The following is a 22,959-nucleotide window of genomic DNA, read 5'->3' on the forward strand; positions in this document are numbered from 1 at the left end:
TGCTGCTGGCGCGCGTGCCGGCCTGGGCGGCGCCGGCCTGGGGGCCGCGCGCTTCGGCCGCGTCGGGTTCGGCTTCCGCGTCCGCATACGTCAGCACGGTGCTGGCGGGCTGGTCGCGGGTGCTGCCGATTTGAAAAGAGGGGCGGGGATTGATGCCGATCAAGGTCAGGGGAATCTCAGCGCCCGGCTGGGCGCCGGCGGGCAGCTGCATGCGGGCCGGCGTGCCGGCCACGCGCACCAGGAAGCTGCCGTCGCCCATGCGGGCCAGCACCTGGCCCTGCATGGCTTTGCCGATGAGCCCCTGCAGCGAGCGCTGGAACTCGGCCTGGCGCGGGTCGGCGACCGTGTCGGCCGGGCGCGTGCCCTTGACCGGGGTCAAGGGCGTCATGCCGATCGCATCCATCTTCGGCAACATGATAGGTAACCTTGCCCCGGGGGCGTCTAGACGCCGTAGGCGTTGGCCAGGCGCCGCTCGGTGCCGGTGCTGTTGATCAGCTTGGACAATTGCGCCATCCACGGCATGGTCAGGTCGCGGATCTTGCGGTCGTCTTCGAGGATCTGCTTGATCAGGGCGACCTTGCGCTGGCGGCCGGCGCTTTCCAGCACGACTTTTTCTTCATTCGCCTTCAGCGCGGCCACATGCGTGCTGATGCGCTGTTCCAGCTCTTCCAGCGCGTCCCAGTCGGCGTTGGTGGCGGCGGTGACCATCTGGCCCGTCAGGGTCTGCATGGCTTCGTAGGTGGTCAGGACTTCTTGATTCGTCATCATGGGTCAGGCGCTCACAAGGCTGGGCATACGTTTCAAATCGGCGCCAGGCATGGCGGCGGGGGTGGCGCCTATGGCGTTCCAGGTGTCGCGCAGGTCGGTCAGCAGGCGCTGCACTTCTTCCAGCATGCCAAGATCGTTGCGGATATTGGCCGCCAGCAGGCGCGCGCTCATATATTCATACAGGGCGTCGAGGCCTTCGGCGATCTGGCCGCCCGCTTCCTTGTCCAGGCTGGCGCGCAAGCCATTGTCGATGATCTGGATGGCTTTCGAGATGGACTTGCCTTTTTCCGGCACATTGCCCGATTTCATGTGCACTTGCGCACTGAGCACGGCCACCAGGGCGCCGTCGTACAGCATCACGATCAGCTTGTGCGGCGAGGCCGAGACGATGCCCGTTTCCAGGCCCACCTTGGCATAGGCGTTGACGCCGAGTTGTTGGGTTCCAAACATATATTCTCCTGATGATGGCGCTTAACGGTTGGCGGCGATGGACGCCAGCTGCTGGGTCAAATAGGTTTGCGTGGACTGGAGTTTGCTCAGCGTCACGTCGAGGCGCGTGTATTGGGCGCGGTAGCGCGCTTCGATGTCGGTCAGTTTCGCGCTGAACTTGTCGCGCTGCGCCGCCACCGACTTCAGGGTTTCATTGATGCCGTTCGTGCGTCCGGTGATCATGCCGTCCGTGCCCAGGAAGGACGTGGCCAGGTTGTTCAGCTGGTAGGCATAGCCTTGCGAGAAGCTGACCGTGCCGCGCGAACCGGTGACGCCGCCCGTCACTTCAATCTTCAGGCCTTCGGCCGGGGAACCGGCGGCGCCCGTCAGGGTCTGACCGGAGCCGATGACCGGTTGTCCTCCCAGCGTGCCGGCCACGTCGGCGCCTTTGAGGGGGGTGGCTGCACCGAACAGGTCACTCACCGCCGTGCCCGTATTGCTGCTCAAGGCCAGGTTCGATACCGAACCAAATCGGCTCGACGCCAGGACCAGTTTGCCGGTGCCATCGATCGAAGCCGAGACCGATGCGCCATTGTCCGAAAAGGCTTTCACGCCGTTGATGGAGGACTGCATCAGCGACGCCATCTGCGCCGGAGTGTAAGTACCTGCCGGTATCGTCACCTGGGCCGTGTTCTTGGCCGCCGAGGGATCCGTATCGTTCAGCGTGACGTTCCAGACGGTATCGCTGGCAATCGTGGTGCTGGCGGGCAGCACGCCGAGCGACGTGAGTGAGCCCTGGCTGGCCATGGTTGTGATGGTCAGGTCATAGGTGCCGGGTTTGGTGGCGGCCGTCGAACTGGTGAAAGCCACATTGCTGTCGGTGGTTGCTCCGATGGCTGAAAACAGGCCGGCGATGTTGCCGAAGTTCGTGCTGATTGCCTTGTCGAGCTTGCTGGTATCCAGGCTCAGGCTACCATCTTTTTGGAAGGAAATACCCACCTGGCTCAAGGTGCTCATGCTACTGTTCAGACCGGTAATCGGCGCCCCCAGCTGCCTGCGCAACTGGCTCTGGATCGATTTAACGGTTGCGTCTCCCAGTAACACCCCACCCGTCTTGGTGTCGGGATTGTATGCCGTCATCTTGCTGATCGAGGTATTCAGGTCGTTGTAGGCCTTGACGAAGGCGGTGATGCTGGTTTTGACCGTCGTGGTATCTTTTGCTACCGATAAATTGGAAGTGCCTATCTTGGTAATGCCCAGGGTGACGCCTTCGATGGCCGTATCGACGCTGTTCGAACTGCTGGTAATGGCAATGCCGTTGACGCTGAACATCGTGTTCTGCGCTGCACTGTTCTGCTTCAGGTTTTGCGTGCCGGACGCATCATAGGACAACAAATTGGTCAGGGCGCTGTCGGCGGGCTGGCCATCGCTGCCGCTGAGCGAAATCTTCATGGCCGAATTGGCGCCTGTCTTGGTCGAGCTGAGCACTAGGTGATACGGCTTGTCGCTACCGTCGGACACGATGCTGGCGGTAACGCCGAGGCCTGCGTTATTGATGGCGTCGCGTATGCCTTGCAAAGTGTTGTTGGTGGAGTCGATCACCACCGACCCGGTGGCCTGCGTACCATCCTGGGTAAAGTTGGTATTCATGTAGGCGCCGCCCGAGCCTGCCGTGAGTCCGGCTGCTGCCGGATTGCTGCCGGCGATGGTGATGGGGCTGGCATTGCCCGAGGCCAGGGTGATCGAACTGGCAATGGTCACGTTCGAGCCGTCGTTGGTGGAATTGGCGGCATGGCCGATGCCGCCCGTGACGCTGCCCGTGACGACTTCCTCGATATTGATGTTGGAGCCATCGGCGCGGGTAAATTGCAGGTTGCCGCCGGCTGCCGTGCCGGTGACGGTGATATTCGCCGCCGCCAGTGCGTTCGAGACGGCGTTCGGCCCAGCCAGTGTCGTATCGAGCGAAGCGGCCGTGATGCCGCCGCCCGCAGCGACGCCGTTGCCCTGGGTGACGATCTCGATGCCGCCCACCGACAGTGTATAGGTGCCGTCCGCGCCGGTGGCAATACTGCCGAAACCGGTGAACATGCTGGCGCTGCTGGCCGTCGGCTGGGCCGTGGCTGTCACGCCCGTGGTGCTGCTCTTGGCATTGATGGCGTCCGCCAGCGCGCGCGCGCTCTTGGTGCTGGCATCCGTCGGGATGGCAGTGCCATTGATGATCACGGAGCCGTTGCTCACACCCGTGAGCAGGGTGCTGCCGCCCAGCGTCGTGCCCGTTACGCCGAAGGTGCCGCCGGCGAGCGAACCGAGCTGGAAGGATACCGTCGTCTTGGCGCCGCTGCCGATGGTCGACAGTTTGCTGGCCATGCCGCCCGACGTCAGCGTCTGCGCCTGGGCCAGTTGGGAGACATTGATGTTATAGCTGCCGGCCACGGCCTTGGCGCCGGCACTGGCCGTCAGGACCAGCGGATCCGATGGCGTGGCGCTGACGGCGCGGAAGTTATTCGAGTTGGTCAGTGCCGACAGCGAGCTCTGGAAGCTGCTGACGGAGCCGCTGAGTGTTCCTAACGCACTGAGCTTGGCCTGGTAGGATGCCGTTTTTTTGTCAAAAGTACCCAGTGGCGCCGCTTCTGCGTTCATCAGCTTGTCGATGATGGCGTTCACGTCCAGACCGCTGGCGCCGGCTGCGATGCCAACGGATGATATTGTAGGGGTGATGGCCACGGAATGCTCCTAGGAAAACGCTAATATAAGCTGTTATCGGCAGAATCAATCAGGACTTGAGAGGGGGATTTACCGCGCTGTTTTCAGCGGGAACAAAAAATCGGGAGCGGGGCTGGAAATGTTATTGCAATTATGGTAAAAATGCGGGGCCGGATAGCCAGGCTATCGGGCCCCGGTGTCATGCAGATGCGTATCGCCACGAAGCTGTATGTCTGTGGGTAATCCCATCTTCATGCGCTCTGACTGATCAAGGAGCCTTTGGCCGAGTTGAAGGTCTTGGCCAGTTCCAGCGCCTCCTTGGTGGGAATCTGGCGCAAGACTTCCTTGGTTTCCTGATCGATGACTTTGACCACCGTGCGCTGGCTGTCTTCGTCGATGGAAAATTCCAGACCCTGCGTTTTTATTTGCGACGACTGGTTCAGCTCCGATACCGCCTTGTTCAATTGCTCGCGGCTCGGTTCCTTGCTGGCTGGCTGTGATGCAGCCGTGCCGTTTTCCGTTGCTGCACGTGGCGTTGCCGGACGCGCCGGCGGCGTGTCCGCAGACACGTAACTCTTGTCTATCCTGGCCGCGGAGGCGGCCGCTATCGTGTCGATAGTCATGGTGCTCTCCTAGTGAAAATTCCCCTGCCAAAAAAATCCGGCAGGGGAATCAGGGTCCAACGCTGTTGCCTGGCTAATCGGAGATTAGCCGCGCAGCAGGCTCAGGACGCCGTTTGGCAGCGAGTTCGCCTGTGCCAGCATCGCCGTACCAGCTTGTTGCAGGATCTGGCCGCGGGTCATGTTGGCCGTTTCCGATGCAAAGTCGGTATCGACGATGCGGCTGCGCGATGCGGACAGGTTCTCCGTCGTCGATTGCAGGTTCGAGATCGCTGAGGCGAAGCGCGACTGCAAGGCGCCGTACTGGGCGCGCTGGCTGTTGACCGTCGACAGGGCGGCATCGGCGATCTTCAGCGCCAGCTGGGCGCCGGCGAAGGTGGTGACGTCAAGCGAAGCAACCGAATTCAGCTTCGAAGCCGAGCCGCCTGCAACCAGAGCCAGGCCGGAGCCCGCATCGCTGGCGGAGAAGCTGCTGTCCGAGTCGAACGTGACGGTTCCGTTGGCAACGGCCGTAGCACCTTTGGCATCCACGCCAGCAACAATGCCGCCGGCGGTGGTGTAGGTATTGACTTTCAACTGGTTGGCACCGCCGGCAGCGGTGTCGGCGATGGCGATGTTGGCGCCGTTGGAGTTGCTCAGTTTGATGCCGCCATTCGTGTTGTCGAACTGGGCAGTGACGCCGGTCTTTGCTGTTTGGGCATTGATGGCGTTGATACCGGCAGCAAAGTCAGTTGCGCTGGAGGCGCCAGCGGCGACGTTGAACGAGACGGTGACCGGGCTTGCGCTGTTGTCCGAAGCGATCGTGAAGGCGTAGTTGCCGGCGACCAGGCCCAGGTTGGCCTCAGTCTTGGCGGTTGCCGTCACGCCGGTGGCCGACGTTTTCTGGTTCAGTGCGGCGGCGATCGTTTGGGCCGTATCCGTGGCTGTGGTGGTATAGGTGGCGGAACCGAGCTTGCCGCTGATACCGATTGCCTTGGCAGCGACCACGCTTGACGAGGCGGTTGTTGCAACTGCATTGTTTTCAATGCGGTTGTTGCCATAAGTGCTGGTCAGGAAGTTCGCGCCATTGGCCGAAATCAACTGGTTGGCATCGGCGCCGACCTGGAAATTGGCCGTACCCATGGTGCCGTCCAACAGCGCCTGGCCGTTGAAGGAAGTGGTAGTGGCGATACGGTTCAGTTCGGAGCCCAGCTGGCCCACCTCGGTTTGCAGCGCCTGGCGGTCGCTCGACGAGTTCGTCGAGTTCGACGATTGCACGGCCAGTTCGCGGATGCGTTGCAGGATGTCGCCCGAACTCGACAGTGCGCCCTCGGCCGTCTGAGCCAGCGAGACGCCGTCGTTTGCATTGCGGGTCGCTTGGGTCATGCCGCGGATTTGCGACGTCATGCGGTCGGAAATCGCCAGACCAGCGGCGTCGTCCTTGGCGCTGTTGATGCGAAAGCCGGAGGACAGGCGTTGCAGCGAGGTGCTCAAGGCCGACTGCGAGGTCGACAGGTTGCGTTGCGAATTCAGGGATGAAATGTTGGTATTAATTACTGCAGCCATGATAATTCTCCAGACAGGTACTACATTGCGCTATGTGCTAGTCACTTTGGCCTGCCCCGTTGTTCTGGGGCAATCAAGCCGCTGTTGTAATGTTTATCGGTTACTGTCTGGAAAAGTTGATAGAGAAAAACATTCTTTATTTTATTTTTTTCCTTCAATTTTTAAAATCAGGGCCCGCCTATCGGCAATCCTGCGGAAAACTTGAGGGGCTTAAAAAAATATTTTACCTTTGCTTCGCCATGTTCTTTTGCGTCGGACGTTCATTCCATCGTCATGGCAGCGTTTCTCAGCGTGAAGATAAGCTGCTAAGATCGTTGCCACCATGTATTGATGCCTGTCATGGTACTAATTGATATGGTGGGGCGCTCATGGTGGCCGGGCAGTTGTATGGATTGTATGGATACCCTAATAAAATGATGACTGATACTGCTGCTGGCCATGCTGCCGGCCTGCCTGAGAGCAGCGAAATCGCGTTGGCGGTGGCGCAAGCCATATTATCGGCTGAGACATATTTGCGGACGGGCCGTTTTTCCGAGGCTGAGCAGCTATATAAAGCAGTATTGCAACTTTCCCCCTTGCACGCGGAAGCCAATCGCCAGTTGGGGTTGCTGGCATTAAAGGCGGCCGAGGTTGAGGCAAGTTTGCCTTTCTTTGCCGCTGCACTTGAGGCGCGTCCCGATCTGGCCGCTGGCTGGCTGGACTATATCGAGGCCTTGATCCTGGCTGGCCAGCATGAGGCGGCGAGGCAGGTGTTGCAGTTCGGGCGCGAGCGCGGCCTCGATAATATATGGGCCGACCAGTTGGCCCGCCGGCTCGATGGCGGCGGACCAGGGACGCCTGCCGCCGATGTCGTTTCTCTGGACAATGTTTTCGCCGGCGATGGATCGGGCGGCGGAGACCCCGGGGAAGACGATTTGAACACCTTGTTCGAGCAAGGCCGTTATGCCGAAGTGGAGCAGGGCGCGCGCGCCTTGACGCGGCGCCGGCCGCGCGACGGCTACGGCTGGAAATTGCTGGGCGCCGCGTTGCAGGAGCAGCGCCGTTCGCGCGAGGCGCTGCCATGCATGCAGAAAGCGGCGCGTCTGCTTCCGGGAGATGGCGAGGCTCAGCACAATCTGGGGCTGATCTTGCAGGAACTGGGCAATATGACAGCTGCCGAGAATGCTTGCAGGAATGCCATGGCCATGCAGCCTGGCTTAATGTTGGCACACAGTAATCTCATTTTGATGCAAAACTATCACTCCCGTGCAACGCCGACCAAGCGTCTGGCCGAAGCGCGGCGTTTTGGCCAGGAAGTCAGTTGCTTGGCGAGCGCGCCATTTACGGCTTGGTCTTGTAGCAAGCAGCCGCAGCGCTTGCGTATCGGCATGGTTTCAGCTGACCTGAGGAACCATCCGGTTGGACTTTTCCTAGAGGCATTGCTGGCGGCATTGGACCCGCGTCGTGTGGAATTGATCGCTTACCCGACTGTTCTGCACGCCGATTCGGTGACGGCGCGCCTGCGGCCCCACTTTGCCGCATGGCGCCCGATTTCCGGCATGGATAATGCTGCGGCGGCGCAGTTGATTGAAAGCGATGGTGTGCACGTATTGTTCGATCTGGGTGGCCATACAGGCAACAATCGTTTGCCCGTATTCGCCTGGCGTCCGGCACCCGTTCAGGTGAGCTGGCTGGGTTATTTTGCCACCACGGGCATGGCGGAAATGGATTATTTGCTGGCCGACCCCCATGTGGCGCCAGCGGGAGAGGAGGGCGAGTTCACCGAGACGCTGTGGCGCATGCCCGACAGCTATCTGTGCTTCACGGAGCCGCGTGAGGAAGTGTCTGTGACGCCGTTGCCGGCTGTGTCGAATGGTTATGTCACATTTGGCTGTTTCAACAATCTTGCCAAGATGACTGATGCCGTCGTCGCCCTGTGGTCACGCGTACTCAAGGCCGTGCCCGATTCCCGGCTGTCGCTCAAGACCAAACAGCTGGATGACGCGGCCGTGCGTGCGCGCACCCTGGCGCGCTTTGCTGCCCATGGCATCAGTGCCGGGCGTCTTTCCATGTCGGGAACCGGGACCCGCCTGGCCATGCTGGAGGCCTATCAGCAGGTCGATATCGCACTCGATCCTTTTCCGTATCCCGGCGGTACTACCAGCATGGAGGCCCTATGGATGGCCGTGCCCATCGTGACGCTGCGCGGCACGCACTTTTTGTCGCATCTGGGAGAGTCGATACTGCACAATGCAGGCTTGCCGGACTGGATCGCCAGCGACGATGACGATTATGTGGCCGTCGCCCGGCGCTGTGCCAGCGACATCGATGCGCTGGCGGCTCTGCGGGGGCGCTTGCGCCAGCAGGTCGTGAACTCGCCGCTGTATGACGCACGCCGTTTCGCGCGTCACTTCGAGGATGCGGTCTGGGGCATGTTTCATGAGAAGAACAAAAAACTGGCTGAATCCTGCGGCATACCCCAAGGAGAACAATGATGCCCCGTACCACCCTGATTACTGGCGGCGCCGGTTTCCTCGGTTCGCACTTGTGCGACCGCATGATTGCCGATGGCCACGATGTGCTGTGCGTGGATAATTTCTACACGGGTAGCAAGGACAATATCCGGCACCTGCTGGGTCACAAGCGCTTCGAACTGCTGCGCCACGACGTCTGGCTGCCGCTGTACGTGGAAGTGGACCGCATCTACAACCTGGCTTGCCCGGCCAGTCCTGTGCATTACCAGAACGACCCTACCTCGACCACCAAGACCTCGGTGCTGGGCGCCATCAACATGCTGGGCTTGGCCAAGCGCAAGCGCGCGCGTATCTTGCAGGCGTCCACCTCGGAAGTGTATGGCGATCCGCAGGTGCACCCGCAACGTGAAGATTATTGGGGCCATGTCAATCCTATCGGTCCGCGCGCCTGCTACGATGAAGGCAAGCGCTGCGCCGAAACCCTGTTTTTCGATTATCACCGCCAGTCGGCCGTGGATATCCGCGTCGTGCGCATCTTCAATACCTATGGCCCGCGCATGCATCCGAACGATGGCCGCGTGGTCAGCAACTTCATCGTGCAGGCGCTGCGCGGCGATCCGATCACCCTGTATGGCGATGGCCAGCAGACGCGCTCGTTCTGCTACGTCGATGACTTGATCGAAGGCATGGTGCGCATGATGAACCAGACCCAGGAAATCGGCCCGATGAACCTGGGTAATCCTGCCGAATTCACGATCCGCGAACTGGCTGAGCTGGTGCTGCGCCTGACGGAGTCGAAAAGCGAACTGGTTTTCCGTCCCTTGCCGGCCGACGACCCCGTGCGCCGCCAGCCCGATATCGCCAAGGCGCGCGCCGCCCTGCAATGGGAGCCGGCAGTGAGTCTGCACGATGGCTTGAAAGAAACTATCGCTTACTTCAAGAAAGTGATCTTTGCATGAAACAGCAATTGCTCCCGGCCGTGTGTCCGGTCTGCGCCCACACAGTGGCGGCAGCGTTTTTCGATGGTGGCCAGCAAGCACTGGCCACTCTGGGTTGGCCGGCCAGCGCTGCCGACGCGCAGGCAATGGCCGTGCAGCCGCACGATTTCGTGCAGTGCCCGCAGTGCACGCACGTGTGGAACCGCGCGTTTTCCTATGACGCCATTCCTTACCAAAACAATCCTAACCGCATGTTCAACAAGGGCGGCATCTGGAAAGGCCATCTGGCCGATACGCGCGACGTGCTGCTGGCCCGGTTGCCCGCCTCGCCCACGGTGATCGACATCGGTTGCGGCGAAGGCCATTTCGTGCGCGCTCTGGCCGATGCCCGCAGCGAGCAGGGCCGTTTCATCGGTTTCGACCCGAATGCGACGCCGGAAACGGGCCGCGGCGTGGAGTTTCACGCGCGCTATTTCCAGCCGCTGCAGGATGTGCCCGAATTCGCGCCCGATGCGCTGGTGATCCGCCACGTGCTGGAACACCTGACCGATCCCGCTTCGCTGGTCGAGCAGATGGCGTGGGCCGCTTCGCGCTCGGACAAGCCGTGCTGGCTGTTTGCCGAAGTGCCGTGCATCGACCGGGTCTTCGCCACGGGCCGCCTGGCCGATTTCTTCTATGAACATATGTCGCATTTCACCACGGAATCGTTCCGCACCCTGATGCAGCGTGCTGGCGAGGTGGTGCAACTGGCGCACGGCTATGACGGCGAAGTCGTGTATGCGCTGGTACGGTTGCAGGTGCCCAAGGCGCTGCGCGACCAGGCGCGAGAAAGCAATGCCTTTGCCGCCGCCGCCCGGCGCAGCCGGCAAGCCATTGCCGCGCAACTGGACGCCCTGGCAGCCAGCGGCCAGCGCGTGGCCATCTGGGGCGGCACGGGCAAGGCCGCCGCGTTCATGCACCAGTTTGGTGCCGATGCGCAGCGCTTCCCGCTGGTGGTCGACTCCGACCCGGACAAGGCCGGCACTTTCGTGCCTGGCCTGGGCCAGGAAATCGTCTACCGCGACGTGCTGAAAGCGCGGCCGGCCGATGTGGTCATCATTCCCACGCAGTGGCGTGCACGCGATATCGCTGCGGAGATGGTGCGCGAGGGCATTATTGCCAAGTCCATCCTGATCGAGCACGAGGGCGGCTTGATCGATTTCTTTGCCGACGAGCATCCTTACCGCTGAGGCTCCTGCCATGTGCCCAGCGGGCGCCGGAATGCAAAAATGCCGCTCGATGAGCGGCATTTTCATTGGCGCGTACCGTGTAAAGCGGTTCAGTCGGCCACCACCACCCGGTTCTTGCCCGTCTGCTTGGCCTGGTACATGGCGCGGTCGGCGCGCTTGACGAGTTCGGCCTGGTCTTCGTTGGGCTGGCGCAGGGCCACGCCGGCGGAAAAGGTGATCAGGACTTTTTCGTTGTCGTGCAGGAAGAAATGCCGGGTCAGCTCGCGTTGCAGGCGCGTCATCGTCGATGAGGCGGCCTCGACCGTCGTTTCCGGCAGCAGGATGAGGAATTCCTCGCCGCCGAAGCGGGCGATGACGTCCATCGAGCGCAGGGTTTCCTTGACGATCTTCACCAGGTGTTTCAGCGCGGCATCGCCGGCCAGGTGGCCATAGGTGTCGTTCAGGCGCTTGAAGTCGTCCAGGTCCAGCATGGCGATGCACAGCGGCGTGCCGCGGCGGTCGGAGCGGGCCGTTTCGCGTTCGAACACGTCGTCCAGGCCGCGGCGGTTCAGGCTGCCCGTCAGCTGGTCTTCCCGCACCAGCTCGCTCATATGCTGGAGCTTCGCTTCCAGGGTGTGGATGCGCTGTTCCGCATCCTGCACTTCCTGGCGCGCCAGCACCATTTTGTCGCGTGCGCGCAACGCTTCGTTCTGCACCATGCGCGTTTCGCGCAAGACTTCGTCGAGAACGCTGTTCAGTTCGCTGATATTTTCCGCCTGGCTGATCTTTTCCGAATAGCCGCCGATCTTTTCGTGGAAGTCGCCCGTGCTGGCCGCTACCTGGCCCAGGCGGTCGATGAAGGTCATCATCATGTTTTTGACCGTCAGCTTGACGTCGGACAAACTGTGCTTGAGCTGGCTTTGCTTGTAGATGACTTCCTTCAGGCTGCGCGTGGCGTCTTCCAGCGCGCGCTGGTCGAGCGGGCCGGCGATCAGGTTTTGCACGGCGTCGACCTGGCCGCGCAGCCAGCTGTCGTCGTCGAGCAACTGGCTGACGTTGTCCAGCAACAACTTGAACAGACGCAACAGCAATTCCTGCTGCTCGGCCGTGTCGCCGCTCTTGAGTTCGATCTGGTAGCACAGCTGCTTCAGGCGCAGGGCCGCTTCGTTCAGCGCTTCCTCCGTGTGCGCCTGCTTGATGGCCGCGCCCAGCGATTCGGCCTCTTCCACCAGCGCGGGCGTGCCCGTCAGCAGGGTGGCGACGGCAAAACCCAGGGTGCGGCTGAGCAATTCGCGCAGGGTGCGCGTCTGTTCGCCGTCCGGCAGGGGCGGCAATTCGATGCCGCCGCCTTTCTTGACCTGTTTTTCCGCCAGCTGCGCCAGGATGCGCGCATAGCTGTCCCAGTCGCGCGCTTTCAGGGCGCGCTGGAAGCGGCGGCCGAAGTCGCCCAGTTCGCCCGCCGATTCGCTCATCCTGGCGGCAAACTGCGTCAGCACGTTTTCCGCGCCGCTCTCCGCGCCTTTTTCTACATTGGCGCTGGCGGCCAGCACGGCCGCCGGGGCGGCAGGCGTGTCGGCCGGCTCGCTGATGCCGGCGATTTCATTGTAGATTTCGCGGTAGGCGCTGGGCGTGGGGGCGATGCGGCGCGTCGCCAGGCGGCGAAACGCTTCGCGGGCGATATCGGCCGGATTCATCGCAGGGACGGCGGCGGAGTTCGTGGCGCCAGCGGGAGCGCTTGCTGGCGGAGATGGCAATTTACTGGACATGTAGGCACAGCCTTTTTAGATATTTTCTAATTATCCTCATGATAGGCTAGTTGGCAAAGAACTTATTGTGCGAGAAGCAAGGATAAGTCCGTCCAATTCGCCCGATGCCAGCGCCCATGCCGCCTCGGCGGCGTCCGGCGCCACTTTGCCGCTAGTCGACCAGCTGGTTGCGGATGGCGTAATGCGTCAGTTCCGCGCTGTTCTTGAGTTTCATTTTGACCAGCAGGCGCGCGCGGTATTCGCTGACGGTTTTCACGGACAATTTCAGCTCTTCGGCGATGGCGCCCACCGTCTTGCCCGAGGCAATCATCACCAGGGTCTGGTATTCGCGGTCCGAGAGGGTGTCGTGCAGCGCCGTGTCATGGTCTTCGCCCACCGTGTTGGCCAGTTCCTGGGCCAGCGAGGCGCTGATGTACTTCAAGCCCTCGGACACCTGGCGGATGGCCGTGACCAGTTCGCGCGGGGCGCTCTGCTTCGTCAGGTAGCCGGCCGCGCCCGCCTTGAGCGAACGGATCGCATACTGGTCTTCGCGGTGCATGGACAGCATCAGCACGGCCAGTTCCGGTTTTTCCTTCTTGATCTGCTTGAGCACGTCGATGCCGCTGCGGTCGGGCAGGGAGATGTCGAGCAGCATTACCTGGCATTTCGAACCGCGGAACAGCTTGATGGCGTCGTGGCCGTTTTCCGCTTCGCCCGCTACGACGATGTCGCGGGTATCGGCCAGGATCTGCTTCAAGCCTTCGCGCACGATCGCGTGATCGTCGGCGATGAATACCCGGATGGTGGCTTTTTCTTTCATGACTGCATTGTTTCCTATCTGATTCGCCTGCGCCGGGCGATGCCGCGTTCTTTATGGCGGTCCGCTGTGGGCAGGGGTGCTGGCTGCAGCCGCTATTATCGCCTCTCGCGGCGTGGTCAGCCGGATTTTTATGCTCAGGACCGTGCCGCCGTCCGGCCCGTCCATCAGGGTCAGGGTGCCGCCCAGCGCGCTGGTGCGTTCTATCATGCCGCGGATGCCGAACGATTGCGGCTTGGCGCGGTCGGACAGGCGCATGCCGACGCCATTGTCGGCGATGGACAGGCTGATGTGCTGGCGCTGGCGCGCCAGGCGCACCGTCACCGTGGTCGCCTGCGCATGCTTGGCGATATTCGTCAGCGCCTCCTGGGCAATGCGGAACAGGCTGGTGGCCAGGTCCAGTTCCAGGTCGATGTGCTGGCGGTTCGAGATGAAGCGGCATTCGATGCCGGCCTGGCGCGCGAATTCCTTCACTTGCCAGTCCAGCGCGGCGACCAGGCCGAGGTCCAGCATGGAGGGGCGCAAATCCAGGGAAATGCTGTGCACGGCGTCTATGCTGCGGTCGACCAGGGCGTCGACATACTCGGCTTTTTCCTGCAACTGGGCGTCGTCCGGCGGCAGGCGGCGCACCAGCATGGCCAGCGCCATCTTGATCGCCGTCAAATTGCCGCCCAGGTCATCGTGCAGTTCGCGCGCCAGGCGCGTGCGTTCGTGTTCCTTGACCTTGTCGATATGCGCCGTCAGCTCGGCCAGGCGGGCGCGCGACTGGCGCACTTCGATCTGTTCGAGCCGGCTTTCCGTGATATTCGTCATGATGCCTTCCCACTGCACCGTGCCGTCCGCCAGCGCGCGCGGCGTGGAGCGCAGGTTGATCCATTTGACGTCCTTCCAGGCGTCGACCCAGATGCGGCCTTCCCAGTTCCAGCTCCACAGGGCGGCCTTGGACGCCTGCATCGATTCGAGGTACGAGGCGCGGTCGTCGGCCAGGATCAGCTGGTAAAACAGTTCCGGGCGCGCATGCAGCTGTGCGGGACTCAGCCCCAGCAGGGCCTGGCAGCCGTCGCTCAGATAGGGGAAGGCGGCGCGCCCGTCCGCATGCAGGCAGAACTGGTACACGAGGCCGGGCGTATTCGAGACGATGGCGTTGAAGCGCGACTGCACCTGCGCCAGGGCGGCGGCCGTTGCCTGCGGCGTGCGCAGGTCTTCGCCCACGCCCAGGATCAGGGGCCGGCCATGGTGGCTGGCGCGCGACAGGTGCAGGGTGAGCGAATACTGGCTGCCGTCGCGCCGTTGCGGCTGCAGATGCATGACGGCTTGCGCGCCGACGGCGTCGTCGAGGGCGGCCAGTTGGCGCGCCGGCGCCTGCAGCGGCGGCGCCAGCGCCAGCAGTTCCTCGCGCGCATAGCGGCGGTTGGCGCAGGCGCTATCGTTGACGTCCAGCAATTGCAGGCTGGCCGCGTCGTACAGATAGATTTCCGGCGCCGCCGCGCGCATGGCGGGGGCAAGCTGTGCCGGGGCAGGGGTGTCGGGCATGGCGGTCTGTTTCTTCATCAGCGGCGGGCGCGCCAGAAGGCGGCGAAACGGCGCAGTACTCTGGCCGGACGGGAATGATGACGGCTCGGCGTGCTTTTGCGCAAGCGCTGCCACCAGGCGCGGCGCGCGCGGCCCAGCGCGGCCGACAGGCGGCTGACGCGGCGCCATGGGCGCGTGGCGCGCAGGCGGGCGATCCAGCGGTCCTTCGTTTCCATGAATACACCGTGCCAGCGCGCAAACCAGGGCAAGGTCAGCAGGGCGGGGCGCGTCAGGGTGTACAGCCGCGCCACGGCCGCGGCGCCGCCCAGCTTGGCGACGATGATCACGCCGATGCCGGAAAACGCATGACCGCGCGCGATCGCCAGCAGAGCCAGCAGTTTGACGGGGAACAACAACACGGCCGGCAGCACGAAGACGGCCAGCGCCCAGTATGGCGGCAGGCGCTTGATCCACGCTTCCAGCGCATGCAGCGGCGGAAATTGCGCCACCACCTGCATGATGCGCGCGCCCGTCGTCCACAGCCATTCCTCGATCAGCAGGAAAATGGCGGCCAGGTAGACCAGCGGCGCGAACAGCCAGCGCCTGACTCTGTAGAATTTTTTCATCCGTCTCCATGTGGCTGCCCGGTATGGCTGCCATTGCCTCGATGATACGATAAATCGCTGTGTCCGACAGTCCTTGACGGGGCTACAATAGCCGCATGAATAAAGCCTTTGTAAAAGAATCCGACAACGACGACGATGAAGAAGCGGCCGCGCTGGCGCTGGCCATCCCCGCCGGCGCCAAGAACTACATCACGCCGGCCGGCTACCAGCGCATCAAGGATGAGCTGCTGCAGCTGATCGACGTCGACCGCCCGGAAGTGGTGCGCATCGTCCATTGGGCGGCGTCGAATGGCGACCGTTCGGAAAATGGCGACTATATCTACGGCAAGCGGCGCCTGCGCGAAATCGACCGCCGCATCCGCTTCCTGACCAAGCGCATGGACCTGGCCGCCATCGTCGACCCCAGCGTGCACCACGGCAACGACCAGGTATTCTTCGGCGCCACCGTCAAGTACCGCACGGAGGACGGGGCAACGCACACCATCACCATCGTCGGCATCGATGAATTCGATCCCCTGAACGGCAAGATCAGCTGGGTCTCGCCCATGGCCCGCACCATCACCAAGGCGCGCGAAGGCGATTTGATCACCCTCAACACGCCGCAGGGCGAGCAGGAACTGGAGTTGCTGGAAGTGACGTATCCGGCGCCGGGGGAGGGGTAAGCTTGCGGTGACGCAGGGTTAGTCCTGGTAAGTCTGTCACGCTGGAACTTTCCTTTACGGGAGAGCGATGATGGCCCGCATCCAGCGTTTGTTTATGCCTGGTATGCCCTTGCATGTGGTGCAGCGTGGGGCGGACAGGCAAATCTGTTTTTTTGAACCGGCTGATTTTCTCTGGTATTTGCAGCAACTGCAGCGGCACTCACATGCGCAAAGCTGTCTCCTGCATGCCTATGTCCTGATGACGAATCATGTGCATTTGCTGCTCTCCGCAGGTAGTGTTCTGGCAGTTTCGCGCATGATGAAGGCCTTGGGGCAAGAGTATGCACACTACATCAACTGGCGCCACCATCGCAGCGGACCGCTATGGGACGGGCGCTACAAATCCTGTGTCGTGCAGGATGAAACCTATCTGCTGGTGTGCCAGCGCTATATCGAACTCAATCCCGTGCGAGCCGGCATGGTGCGCTATCCGGGGCACTACCGATGGTCCAGCTATCGTTGCAATGCGGAGGGGTGCGAGGATGCTTTGATACAACCACATCCGCTCTATTTAAACATGAGCAGGAGCAAGGGGGAGCGGCAGCAGGCCTATGCCGCTTTATTTCATGAGGATGAGGAAGCGGCGCTCCAGGCATTGCGTGCCGCCAGCCGTGGCAATGCGGCGGTTGGCAGTGCCGAATTCGTGAAAAAATTGCAAACCCGCAAAGCATAAGGGCCGGGTCGGACCCTGAGGGGCCGACCCCCAGTATTTGCCTTGGGGTCTAATTACGCTCGCGCAGGATGCGGTTCACGCCGGCCACGCGGCGCACATTGCGCAGCAGGGCGGCCAGGTGGACCCTGTCCTTGACCTGCACGGTGAAGCGCAGCTGGTCGAGCACGTTGTCCTTGTCTTCGTCCATGCCCACATAGATGATGTTGGCGTCCGATTCGCCGATTTCGGCGGCCACGCGGGCGAGGATGCCCCGTTCGCTGTTGATCAAGACCTTGATGCGGCAGTCGAAGCGGCGGTTCAGTTCGGTTCCCCAGCGCACGGCGATCCAGCGGTCCGGTTCCTTGGCGCGCTGGCGCTTGGCTTGCGAGCAGTCGCTCGTGTGCACGAGCAAGCCCTGGTCGCGGCGCAGCTGGCCGATGATCTGGTCGCCGGGAATCGGCAGACAGCACGGCGCCAGCTGCACGGAAACGCCTTCGCTGCCGCAGATGGTGACGGGGTCCAGTTCGCTGCCGCTATTGTGTTCCACCGGCATGCTGGCCGCTTCGCCGCCGATCAGGCCGAAGATGTGGCGCGCCACCAGGGTGGCCATGCGCTTGCCGATGCCGATGTCCGCGTACAGCTCGTCCATGGAGTTGGCGCTCGATTCGTTGAGCAGGCGTTCCACCAGCGGCGCCGGCAGGTCGGCGTCGATATTGAGCGTCTGCAGCGCCTGCGACAGCAGCTGCTGGCCCAGGGCGATCGATTCAGGCAGGTTGATCGTGCGCAAATGGTGGCGGATGGCCGAGCGGGCCTTGCCGGTGCGCACGAACGACAGCCATGTGGGGCTGGGGCGCGACGAGGAATCGGTGATGATCTCGACGATGTCGCCATTGTGCAGTTCGGTGCGCAAGGGCGAGGTTTCGTTGTTGATTTTCACGGCCACGGTCTGGTCGCCGATGCCCGTGTGGATCGAGTAGGCGAAGTCGATGGCCGTGGCGCCGCGCGGCAGGGCGATGATCTTCGACTTCGGCGTAAACACGTAGACGGAATCGGGGAACAGGTCGACCTTGACGTGCTCGAGGAATTCGGCCGAGTCGCCCGTCTGCTGCTGGATGTCGAGCAGGGACTGCAGCCACGCATGCGTGCGCTGCTGCAGGTCGGACGGGTTCGATTCGCCGCTCTTGTACAGCCAGTGCGCCGCCACGCCCGATTCGGCCGTGCGGTGCATGTCCTGCGTGCGGATCTGGAATTCCACGGGCGTGCCGTAGGGGCCGATGACGGTCGTGTGCAGCGACTGGTAGCCGTTCAGCTTGCGGATCGCGATGTAATCCTTGAACTTGCCCGGCATGGGCTTGTACAGGCTGTGCAGGGTGCCCAGGGTGACGTAGCAGTCGGCAAAGCTGCCCACCACCACGCGGAAGCCGTAGACGTCCAGAACTTGCGAAAACGACAAGTGCTTGCTGCGCATCTTTTTATAGATGTCGTACAGGGTCTTTTCGCGGCCCGTGACCTCGGCTTCGAGCTCGGCCATGGACAAGGTGCTTTTCACCGCTTCCATGATCTTGTTGACCACTTCGCGCCGGTTGCCGCGCGCCGCCTTGACGGCTTTCGCCAGGGTGCGGTAGCGCATCGGATACAGGTGCGAGAACGACAGGTCCTGCAGTTCGTGGTAGATGTTGTTCAGGCCGAGGCGGTGCGCGATCGGCACGTACACTTCCATGGTCTCGCTGGCGATGCGGCGTTTTTTTGCCGCCGTCATGAAGTCCAGCGTGCGCATATTGTGCAGGCGGTCGGCCAGTTTGATCAGGATCACGCGCACGTCCGACGCCATGGCCAGCAGCATCTTGCGGAAGTTTTCCGCCTGCGCCTCGATCTGGCTCTGGAATTCGATCTTTTCCAGCTTCGACAGGCCGTCGACCAGGTGCGCCACGGGCGCGCCGAAGCGCTCGATCAATTCTTCCTTCTTGACGTCCTGGTCTTCCATCACGTCATGCAGCAAGGCGGCCATGATGGCTTGCGCGTCGAGCTTCCAGTCGGCGCAGATTTCGGCGACGGCGATCGGATGCGAAATATACGGCTCGCCCGAGCGGCGCATCTGGCCCAGGTGCATTTCGTCGGAGAAGCGGTAGGCTTCCTTGACTTTTTTCAGGTCGGCGGGGGACAGGTATTCGGCCAGCTTGTCGGCCAGGTGGCTGACGGAGGCCACGCCCAGGGCGGGCGCCGCTGCGGCGCCGCCTGCGGACGTGCCGGCACCGGGCGCGGAAGCGCCCTGCGATTTTGCCGCCTGGCGCGGGGCCAGGGGCGGCAGTGCTGCGGAAGTCGTGTCGGCTGGGGTCAGACTCATAAAACGTCGCGTTGCTTCACAGTGTGAATAAAGGATACGGTAGAACCAGGGGTCAGCACTGTTCCGGCACGCGGCTTCCCAATTACATCGGGACCTTTTTCAGCATTTCGATGCCGACTTTACCGGCAGCGATTTCACGCAGTGCGACAACGGTAGGCTTGTCCTTGGCTTCCACCTTTGGCGTGTGGCCTTGCAGCAACTGACGTGCGCGATAGGTCGCAGCCAGGGTCAGCTGGAAACGGTTCGGGATCTGCTTCAGGCAATCTTCGATTGTGATACGGGCCATAGTAACTCCTAAAATTTTTGCGTGGTGCTGTGTGAACCGGCGTGCGCGAGGAACCTTGGGGAAGGCTTATTCCGCGTGCAGGCCCAGCTGGGCGAATAGCGATGCGTTGCGGGCCGCTTGTTGCGCAAACCGGCAACGGGCCGCTCTCACGATCGCGCTCAGTTCGGACAAAGCGACCGTAAACTCTTCATTGATAATAACATACTCGAACTCGGGAGCGTGTGCGATTTCGCCGCCCGCCGCCAGCAGGCGGCGCGTGATCACGTGCGGCTCGTCCTGGCCGCGCTTGTTCAAGCGTTCTTCCAGCGCGTCGATCGACGGCGGCAGGATGAAAATGCCGGCCGCGCGGGGGAATTGCTTGCGCACCTGGCGCGCGCCCTGCCAGTCGATTTCCAGCAGGATGTCGGTGCCGGCCAGCATCTGCTGCTCCACCATGATGCGCGACGTGCCGTAGTAATTGCCATGCACTTCCGCCCATTCCAGGAATTCGCCCTGGTCTGCGCGCGCCACAAAGTCTTCCGCCGTCGTGAAATAGTATTCGCGGCCGTGCTGCTCGCCCGGGCGGGGGGCGCGCGTGGTGGTCGAGATCGACAACTTGATGCCGGGCTCTTGCGCCAGCAATGCATTGACCAGTGTCGATTTGCCGGCGCCCGATGGCGCGGCAACCACGAACAGGCTGCCAGAGAAGGCGGTAGGGTGGCTCATGCGGATCTTTCCATATGCGTGTGATGGCGGCGTGTGCGCTTGCGCGCGCGTCGCCCAATTCAGTATTTTACCAAGAGGCAAGGCGGCCAGCCAGTCCAATGATGGCCTGCGCCGCCGCGTGCGGGCCTGCAGCGCATATTTTGCTTGTTATCTTGCGGAAATAGTTATTTAATTTGGCATGTATTTTTCTCAATAACCATTCTTGACGGACAGGGCGCGCGCATGAAAAATTTCCCGTTTCTCAGTTTCCCACAGGCCATGCTGTTGCTGCGCGTGGCCATCGCCGTCATGTTCATGGCGCATGCCATCACGCGCATCGCCAATGGCACGATGCCCCGTTTCGCCGGTTTCCTGGAAGATAAGGGGTTTATCTACGGCATGGCCGTCGTGTGGGCGATTACCGTCGTCGAGATCGTTTGCGGCAGCCTGCTCATCATCGGCATGTACACGCGCTGGGCGGCGGCCGGGCTGATGGTCATCTGCCTCGGCGGCATCGCCATCGTGCATGCGGCCAAAGGGTGGTTCGTGGGCGAACATGGCGCCGGCGGCGTGGAATACAGCATCGTGCTGTTTGTCGCCTGCGTCGTCATCGCCGCCAGCGACCAGGGGCGCGCCGGCACGCGCCTGGCGTAAAACGCGGGCCCTGCCTCAGCGGGGCAGCCGGCCCAGGGCGATTTCACCGCTATTGAGAACGATGGACCGACCATTTACATCGGTGCAGTCGCGGTTGCTGATGCGCACGATGGCGCTGTCGACCGATATTTCGGCGCCCAGGTTGCTGCGCGAGCAGATGCGGTAGGAGGCGGCGTCGGCGCCCGTGTAGATGGCGGCGCCGCGTTCCTTGAGCGCGAAGCAGCCGGAGGCGCAGCCTTCGATCGCATACGGCGACGGCTGCTGCGCGGTTTGCGCTTGCGCGCCGGCCGCCAGCAGCGCCAGGGTCACGCTGGCGAGTGTCCAGATGCGTGTTGCCGTCATGGTTTACTCCAGGTTCTGTACCTGTTCGCGCATCTGCTCGATCAGCAGCTTCAAGTCCATCGACGCGTCGGCCAGTTCCTTCACGGACGCCTTGGCGCCCAGCGTGTTGGCTTCGCGGTTGAGTTCCTGCATCATGAAGTCCAGGCGCTTGCCCACTTGGCCGCCCTTGGTGAGAATGTGACGCGTTTCGCCCAGGTGGGCCGACAGGCGCGCCAGTTCTTCCGACACGTCGATGCGGATGCCGTACAAGATCACTTCCTGGCGGATGCGCTCCATGGCGTCCTGGCGCGACAGGGCCGAATTCGAGCCCTGGCTGGCCAGGCCCAGCGCGTCCTGCATGCGTTCGATGGCTTTTTGCTGGAAGGCCGCCACCACTTGCGGGATCAGCGGCGTGATGCGCTTGACGATGGCTTCCATCGCCTCGATGCGCGACAGCAGCACCGCTTCGAGCGCCGCGCCTTCGCGCTTGCGGCTGTCGACGAAGGCGGCCACGGTGCGCTTGGTCAGCGCGCCCACGTCCGCCTGCAACGACTCCTGTCCCACTTGCGCTTCCTCAATGACGCCAGGCCAGCGCAGCAGTTCGGCCACCGTCATGACGGGGGCGGAGACGAAATGGTGGCTCACTTCCGTTTGCAGGCGCGCCAACTCGGCCAGCAAGGGCAGGTTCAGCGCCTGCGTGCCGGCGGTGGCGGCCTTGCGGCCAAAGCTCAGGCGGACTTCCACCTTGCCTCGTGTGATGGCGGACATGACGGCGGCGCGCAAGTCAGGCTCCAGCGCCCGCAAGTCGTCATTGATGCGGAATTGCAGGTCGAGAAAGCGCGAATTGACGCTCTTGATTTCAATTGTCAGCGTGCCTGCAGCACCTTCGCTGGTGGCAACCGCGTAGCCTGTCATGCTTGAAATGCTCAAAGGATTCCCCGATTTGGTCTTGTATACAGTCACTTATACACTTAATCAGCCAGCGCAGGCAATACCGCCCGCATCGTAAAACAGTGCCAGATCGCATGATGGCCTGAAAATTGCTGAATAGTGTGCGTTTTACGGCATTGTAAAGAAAATTGTGTATGGCGGGGCAGGATTGTAGGGATCATGTGCGCGGCACTGCCATTGCGCCCTGCGCTGTTGCATGACTGCAAATAGACGGGCACGCGGTGGTAAAATCGCTGCCGCAACCCCAATCACACAGGACCTCCCATGACATTTGAATCCCGCCCGAGCGGCCGCGCCGTCGACGCGCTGCGCGCCATCCGCATCACCCGCCAGTACACCAAGCATGCCGAAGGCTCGGTGCTGATCGAGTGCGGCGACACCAAGGTCATCTGCACCGCCAGCATCGAAGACAAGGTGCCAGGCTTTCTGAAGGGCAAGGGACAGGGCTGGCTGACGGCCGAGTACGGCATGCTGCCCCGCTCGACGCATACGCGCATGGACCGTGAAGCGGCGCGCGGCAAGCAATCCGGCCGCACGCAGGAAATCCAGCGCCTGATCGGCCGCTCGCTGCGCGCCGCCTTCGACCTGCAAGCCTTCGGCGAGCGCACCTTGCACCTCGATTGCGACGTGATCCAGGCCGACGGCGGCACGCGCACGGCGTCCATCACGGGCGCCATGGTGGCCGCGTATGACGCGTTTGCCCAGCTGCAGGCGCGCGGCGCCATCGCCGCCATCCCCGTGAAAAGCTTCGTCGCCGCCATTTCGGTGGGCGTCTACCAGGGCATGCCGGTGCTGGACCTTGACTACGTGGAAGACTCGGGCTGCGACACGGACATGAACGTGGTGATGACGGAAGCGGGCCACTTCATCGAAGTGCAGGGCACGGCTGAAGGCGCCGCCTTCGACCGCGCCGGCATGAACCGCCTGCTGGACCTGGCGCAGGGCGGCATCGCCGACCTGATCGCCCTGCAGAAGCAAGCCCTCGGCATTTGATCTTTACAT

21 protein-coding genes and 1 pseudogene are annotated in these 22,959 nt (G+C 62.4%); 7 read left to right on the top strand and 15 right to left on the bottom strand.

The features are described 5' to 3' along the window. From CBW50_RS18145 to CBW50_RS18170, 6 genes and pseudogenes are all read right to left on the bottom strand, one after another. Window positions 1-415: pseudogene (locus CBW50_RS18145) on the bottom strand (flagellar hook-length control protein FliK); the annotation flags it as partial. A gap of 26 nt (window positions 416-441) precedes the next feature. Continuing rightward, window positions 442-768 carry a flagellar protein FliT gene (locus CBW50_RS18150; RefSeq protein ID WP_086146855.1) on the bottom strand — a complete coding sequence of 109 codons (327 nt, stop codon included), beginning with the start codon at window positions 766-768 and terminating at the stop codon, window positions 442-444. Window positions 769-771: 3 nt separating this feature from the next. Beyond that, entirely contained in the window at window positions 772-1,218 is a 447-nt protein-coding gene (fliS, locus tag CBW50_RS18155) for a flagellar export chaperone FliS (protein WP_086146856.1), read from the bottom strand. A gap of 21 nt (window positions 1,219-1,239) precedes the next feature. After that, the gene (fliD, locus tag CBW50_RS18160) at window positions 1,240-3,921 is read right to left on the bottom strand and encodes a flagellar filament capping protein FliD (protein WP_253251958.1); all 2,682 of its coding nucleotides are present in this window, start codon (window positions 3,919-3,921) and stop codon (window positions 1,240-1,242) included. A 230-nt stretch (window positions 3,922-4,151) separates the two neighbouring features. Then, entirely contained in the window at window positions 4,152-4,523 is a 372-nt protein-coding gene (locus CBW50_RS18165; protein WP_086146857.1) for a flagellar protein FlaG, read from the bottom strand. An 84-nt stretch (window positions 4,524-4,607) separates the two neighbouring features. Next, entirely contained in the window at window positions 4,608-6,065 is a 1,458-nt protein-coding gene (locus CBW50_RS18170; protein WP_086146858.1) for a flagellin, read from the bottom strand. Window positions 6,066-6,478: 413 nt separating this feature from the next. Between CBW50_RS18170 and CBW50_RS18175 the strand changes: the two genes are divergently transcribed. From CBW50_RS18175 to CBW50_RS18185, 3 genes are read left to right on the top strand one after another with little or no spacing between them, the layout of a single operon-like run. Continuing rightward, the gene (locus tag CBW50_RS18175) at window positions 6,479-8,539 is read left to right on the top strand and encodes a glycosyltransferase family 41 protein (protein WP_216356372.1); all 2,061 of its coding nucleotides are present in this window, start codon (window positions 6,479-6,481) and stop codon (window positions 8,537-8,539) included. Continuing rightward, complete coding sequence (locus CBW50_RS18180) at window positions 8,536-9,477, top strand: UDP-glucuronic acid decarboxylase family protein (RefSeq protein ID WP_086146859.1); 942 nt, start codon at window positions 8,536-8,538, stop codon at window positions 9,475-9,477. Before CBW50_RS18175 ends, CBW50_RS18180 begins: the two co-directional genes overlap by 4 nt. Next, window positions 9,474-10,685, top strand: a complete 1,212-nt coding sequence (locus CBW50_RS18185; protein ID WP_086146860.1) for a class I SAM-dependent methyltransferase — start codon at window positions 9,474-9,476, stop codon at window positions 10,683-10,685. The genes CBW50_RS18180 and CBW50_RS18185 overlap by 4 nt, the downstream gene beginning before the upstream one ends. Window positions 10,686-10,774: 89 nt before the next feature. Here CBW50_RS18185 and CBW50_RS18190 read toward each other — a convergent pair whose 3' ends face one another. From CBW50_RS18190 to CBW50_RS18205, 4 genes are all read right to left on the bottom strand, one after another. Then, window positions 10,775-12,358: a GGDEF domain-containing protein gene (locus tag CBW50_RS18190; protein ID WP_086146861.1), complete on the bottom strand. Its 1,584-nt coding sequence runs from the start codon at window positions 12,356-12,358 to the stop codon at window positions 10,775-10,777. Between the two features lie 223 nt (window positions 12,359-12,581). Further along, the gene (locus tag CBW50_RS18195; RefSeq protein WP_086146862.1) at window positions 12,582-13,229 is read right to left on the bottom strand and encodes a response regulator transcription factor; all 648 of its coding nucleotides are present in this window, start codon (window positions 13,227-13,229) and stop codon (window positions 12,582-12,584) included. A gap of 51 nt (window positions 13,230-13,280) precedes the next feature. After that, window positions 13,281-14,777, bottom strand: a complete 1,497-nt coding sequence (locus CBW50_RS18200) for a sensor histidine kinase (protein ID WP_253251959.1) — start codon at window positions 14,775-14,777, stop codon at window positions 13,281-13,283. Then, complete coding sequence (locus CBW50_RS18205) at window positions 14,777-15,364, bottom strand: hypothetical protein (RefSeq protein WP_086146863.1); 588 nt, start codon at window positions 15,362-15,364, stop codon at window positions 14,777-14,779. The genes CBW50_RS18200 and CBW50_RS18205 overlap by 1 nt, the downstream gene beginning before the upstream one ends. Before the next feature lie 95 nt (window positions 15,365-15,459). Between CBW50_RS18205 and greB the strand changes: the two genes are divergently transcribed. Next, window positions 15,460-16,026, top strand: coding sequence for a transcription elongation factor GreB (gene greB, locus CBW50_RS18210; protein WP_086146864.1), 567 nt, complete (start codon window positions 15,460-15,462; stop codon window positions 16,024-16,026). Window positions 16,027-16,093: 67 nt separating this feature from the next. Beyond that, window positions 16,094-16,738: a transposase gene (locus CBW50_RS18215; protein ID WP_226935375.1), complete on the top strand. Its 645-nt coding sequence runs from the start codon at window positions 16,094-16,096 to the stop codon at window positions 16,736-16,738. Window positions 16,739-16,787: 49 nt separating this feature from the next. Here CBW50_RS18215 and CBW50_RS18220 read toward each other — a convergent pair whose 3' ends face one another. The 3 genes from CBW50_RS18220 to gmk form a co-directional block, all read right to left on the bottom strand. After that, window positions 16,788-19,061: a bifunctional (p)ppGpp synthetase/guanosine-3',5'-bis(diphosphate) 3'-pyrophosphohydrolase gene (locus CBW50_RS18220; RefSeq protein WP_086146865.1), complete on the bottom strand. Its 2,274-nt coding sequence runs from the start codon at window positions 19,059-19,061 to the stop codon at window positions 16,788-16,790. An 82-nt stretch (window positions 19,062-19,143) separates the two neighbouring features. Next, window positions 19,144-19,347 carry a DNA-directed RNA polymerase subunit omega gene (rpoZ, locus tag CBW50_RS18225; RefSeq protein ID WP_010400723.1) on the bottom strand — a complete coding sequence of 68 codons (204 nt, stop codon included), beginning with the start codon at window positions 19,345-19,347 and terminating at the stop codon, window positions 19,144-19,146. Window positions 19,348-19,413: 66 nt separating this feature from the next. After that, window positions 19,414-20,052 carry a guanylate kinase gene (gmk, locus tag CBW50_RS18230; protein ID WP_077407781.1) on the bottom strand — a complete coding sequence of 213 codons (639 nt, stop codon included), beginning with the start codon at window positions 20,050-20,052 and terminating at the stop codon, window positions 19,414-19,416. Window positions 20,053-20,274: 222 nt separating this feature from the next. Here gmk and CBW50_RS18235 point away from each other — a divergent pair, with 222 nt between their 5' ends. Further along, window positions 20,275-20,685 (top strand): DoxX family protein, encoded by a 411-nt coding sequence (locus CBW50_RS18235; RefSeq protein ID WP_086146866.1) that lies wholly within the window; start codon window positions 20,275-20,277, stop codon window positions 20,683-20,685. A gap of 15 nt (window positions 20,686-20,700) precedes the next feature. Here the strand turns inward: CBW50_RS18235 and CBW50_RS18240 are convergent, their stop codons facing one another. Then, window positions 20,701-21,027 (bottom strand): hypothetical protein, encoded by a 327-nt coding sequence (locus tag CBW50_RS18240; protein WP_086146867.1) that lies wholly within the window; start codon window positions 21,025-21,027, stop codon window positions 20,701-20,703. A gap of 3 nt (window positions 21,028-21,030) precedes the next feature. After that, window positions 21,031-21,921: a YicC/YloC family endoribonuclease gene (locus tag CBW50_RS18245; protein WP_086146868.1), complete on the bottom strand. Its 891-nt coding sequence runs from the start codon at window positions 21,919-21,921 to the stop codon at window positions 21,031-21,033. A 300-nt stretch (window positions 21,922-22,221) separates the two neighbouring features. Between CBW50_RS18245 and rph the strand changes: the two genes are divergently transcribed. Continuing rightward, window positions 22,222-22,950: a ribonuclease PH gene (rph, locus tag CBW50_RS18250; RefSeq protein WP_071322419.1), complete on the top strand. Its 729-nt coding sequence runs from the start codon at window positions 22,222-22,224 to the stop codon at window positions 22,948-22,950. Window positions 22,951-22,959 lie beyond the last annotated feature (9 nt).

It is taken from the genome of Janthinobacterium sp. GW458P, assembly GCF_002127585.1.
Taxonomy (GTDB): Bacteria; Pseudomonadota; Gammaproteobacteria; order Burkholderiales; family Burkholderiaceae_D; genus Janthinobacterium.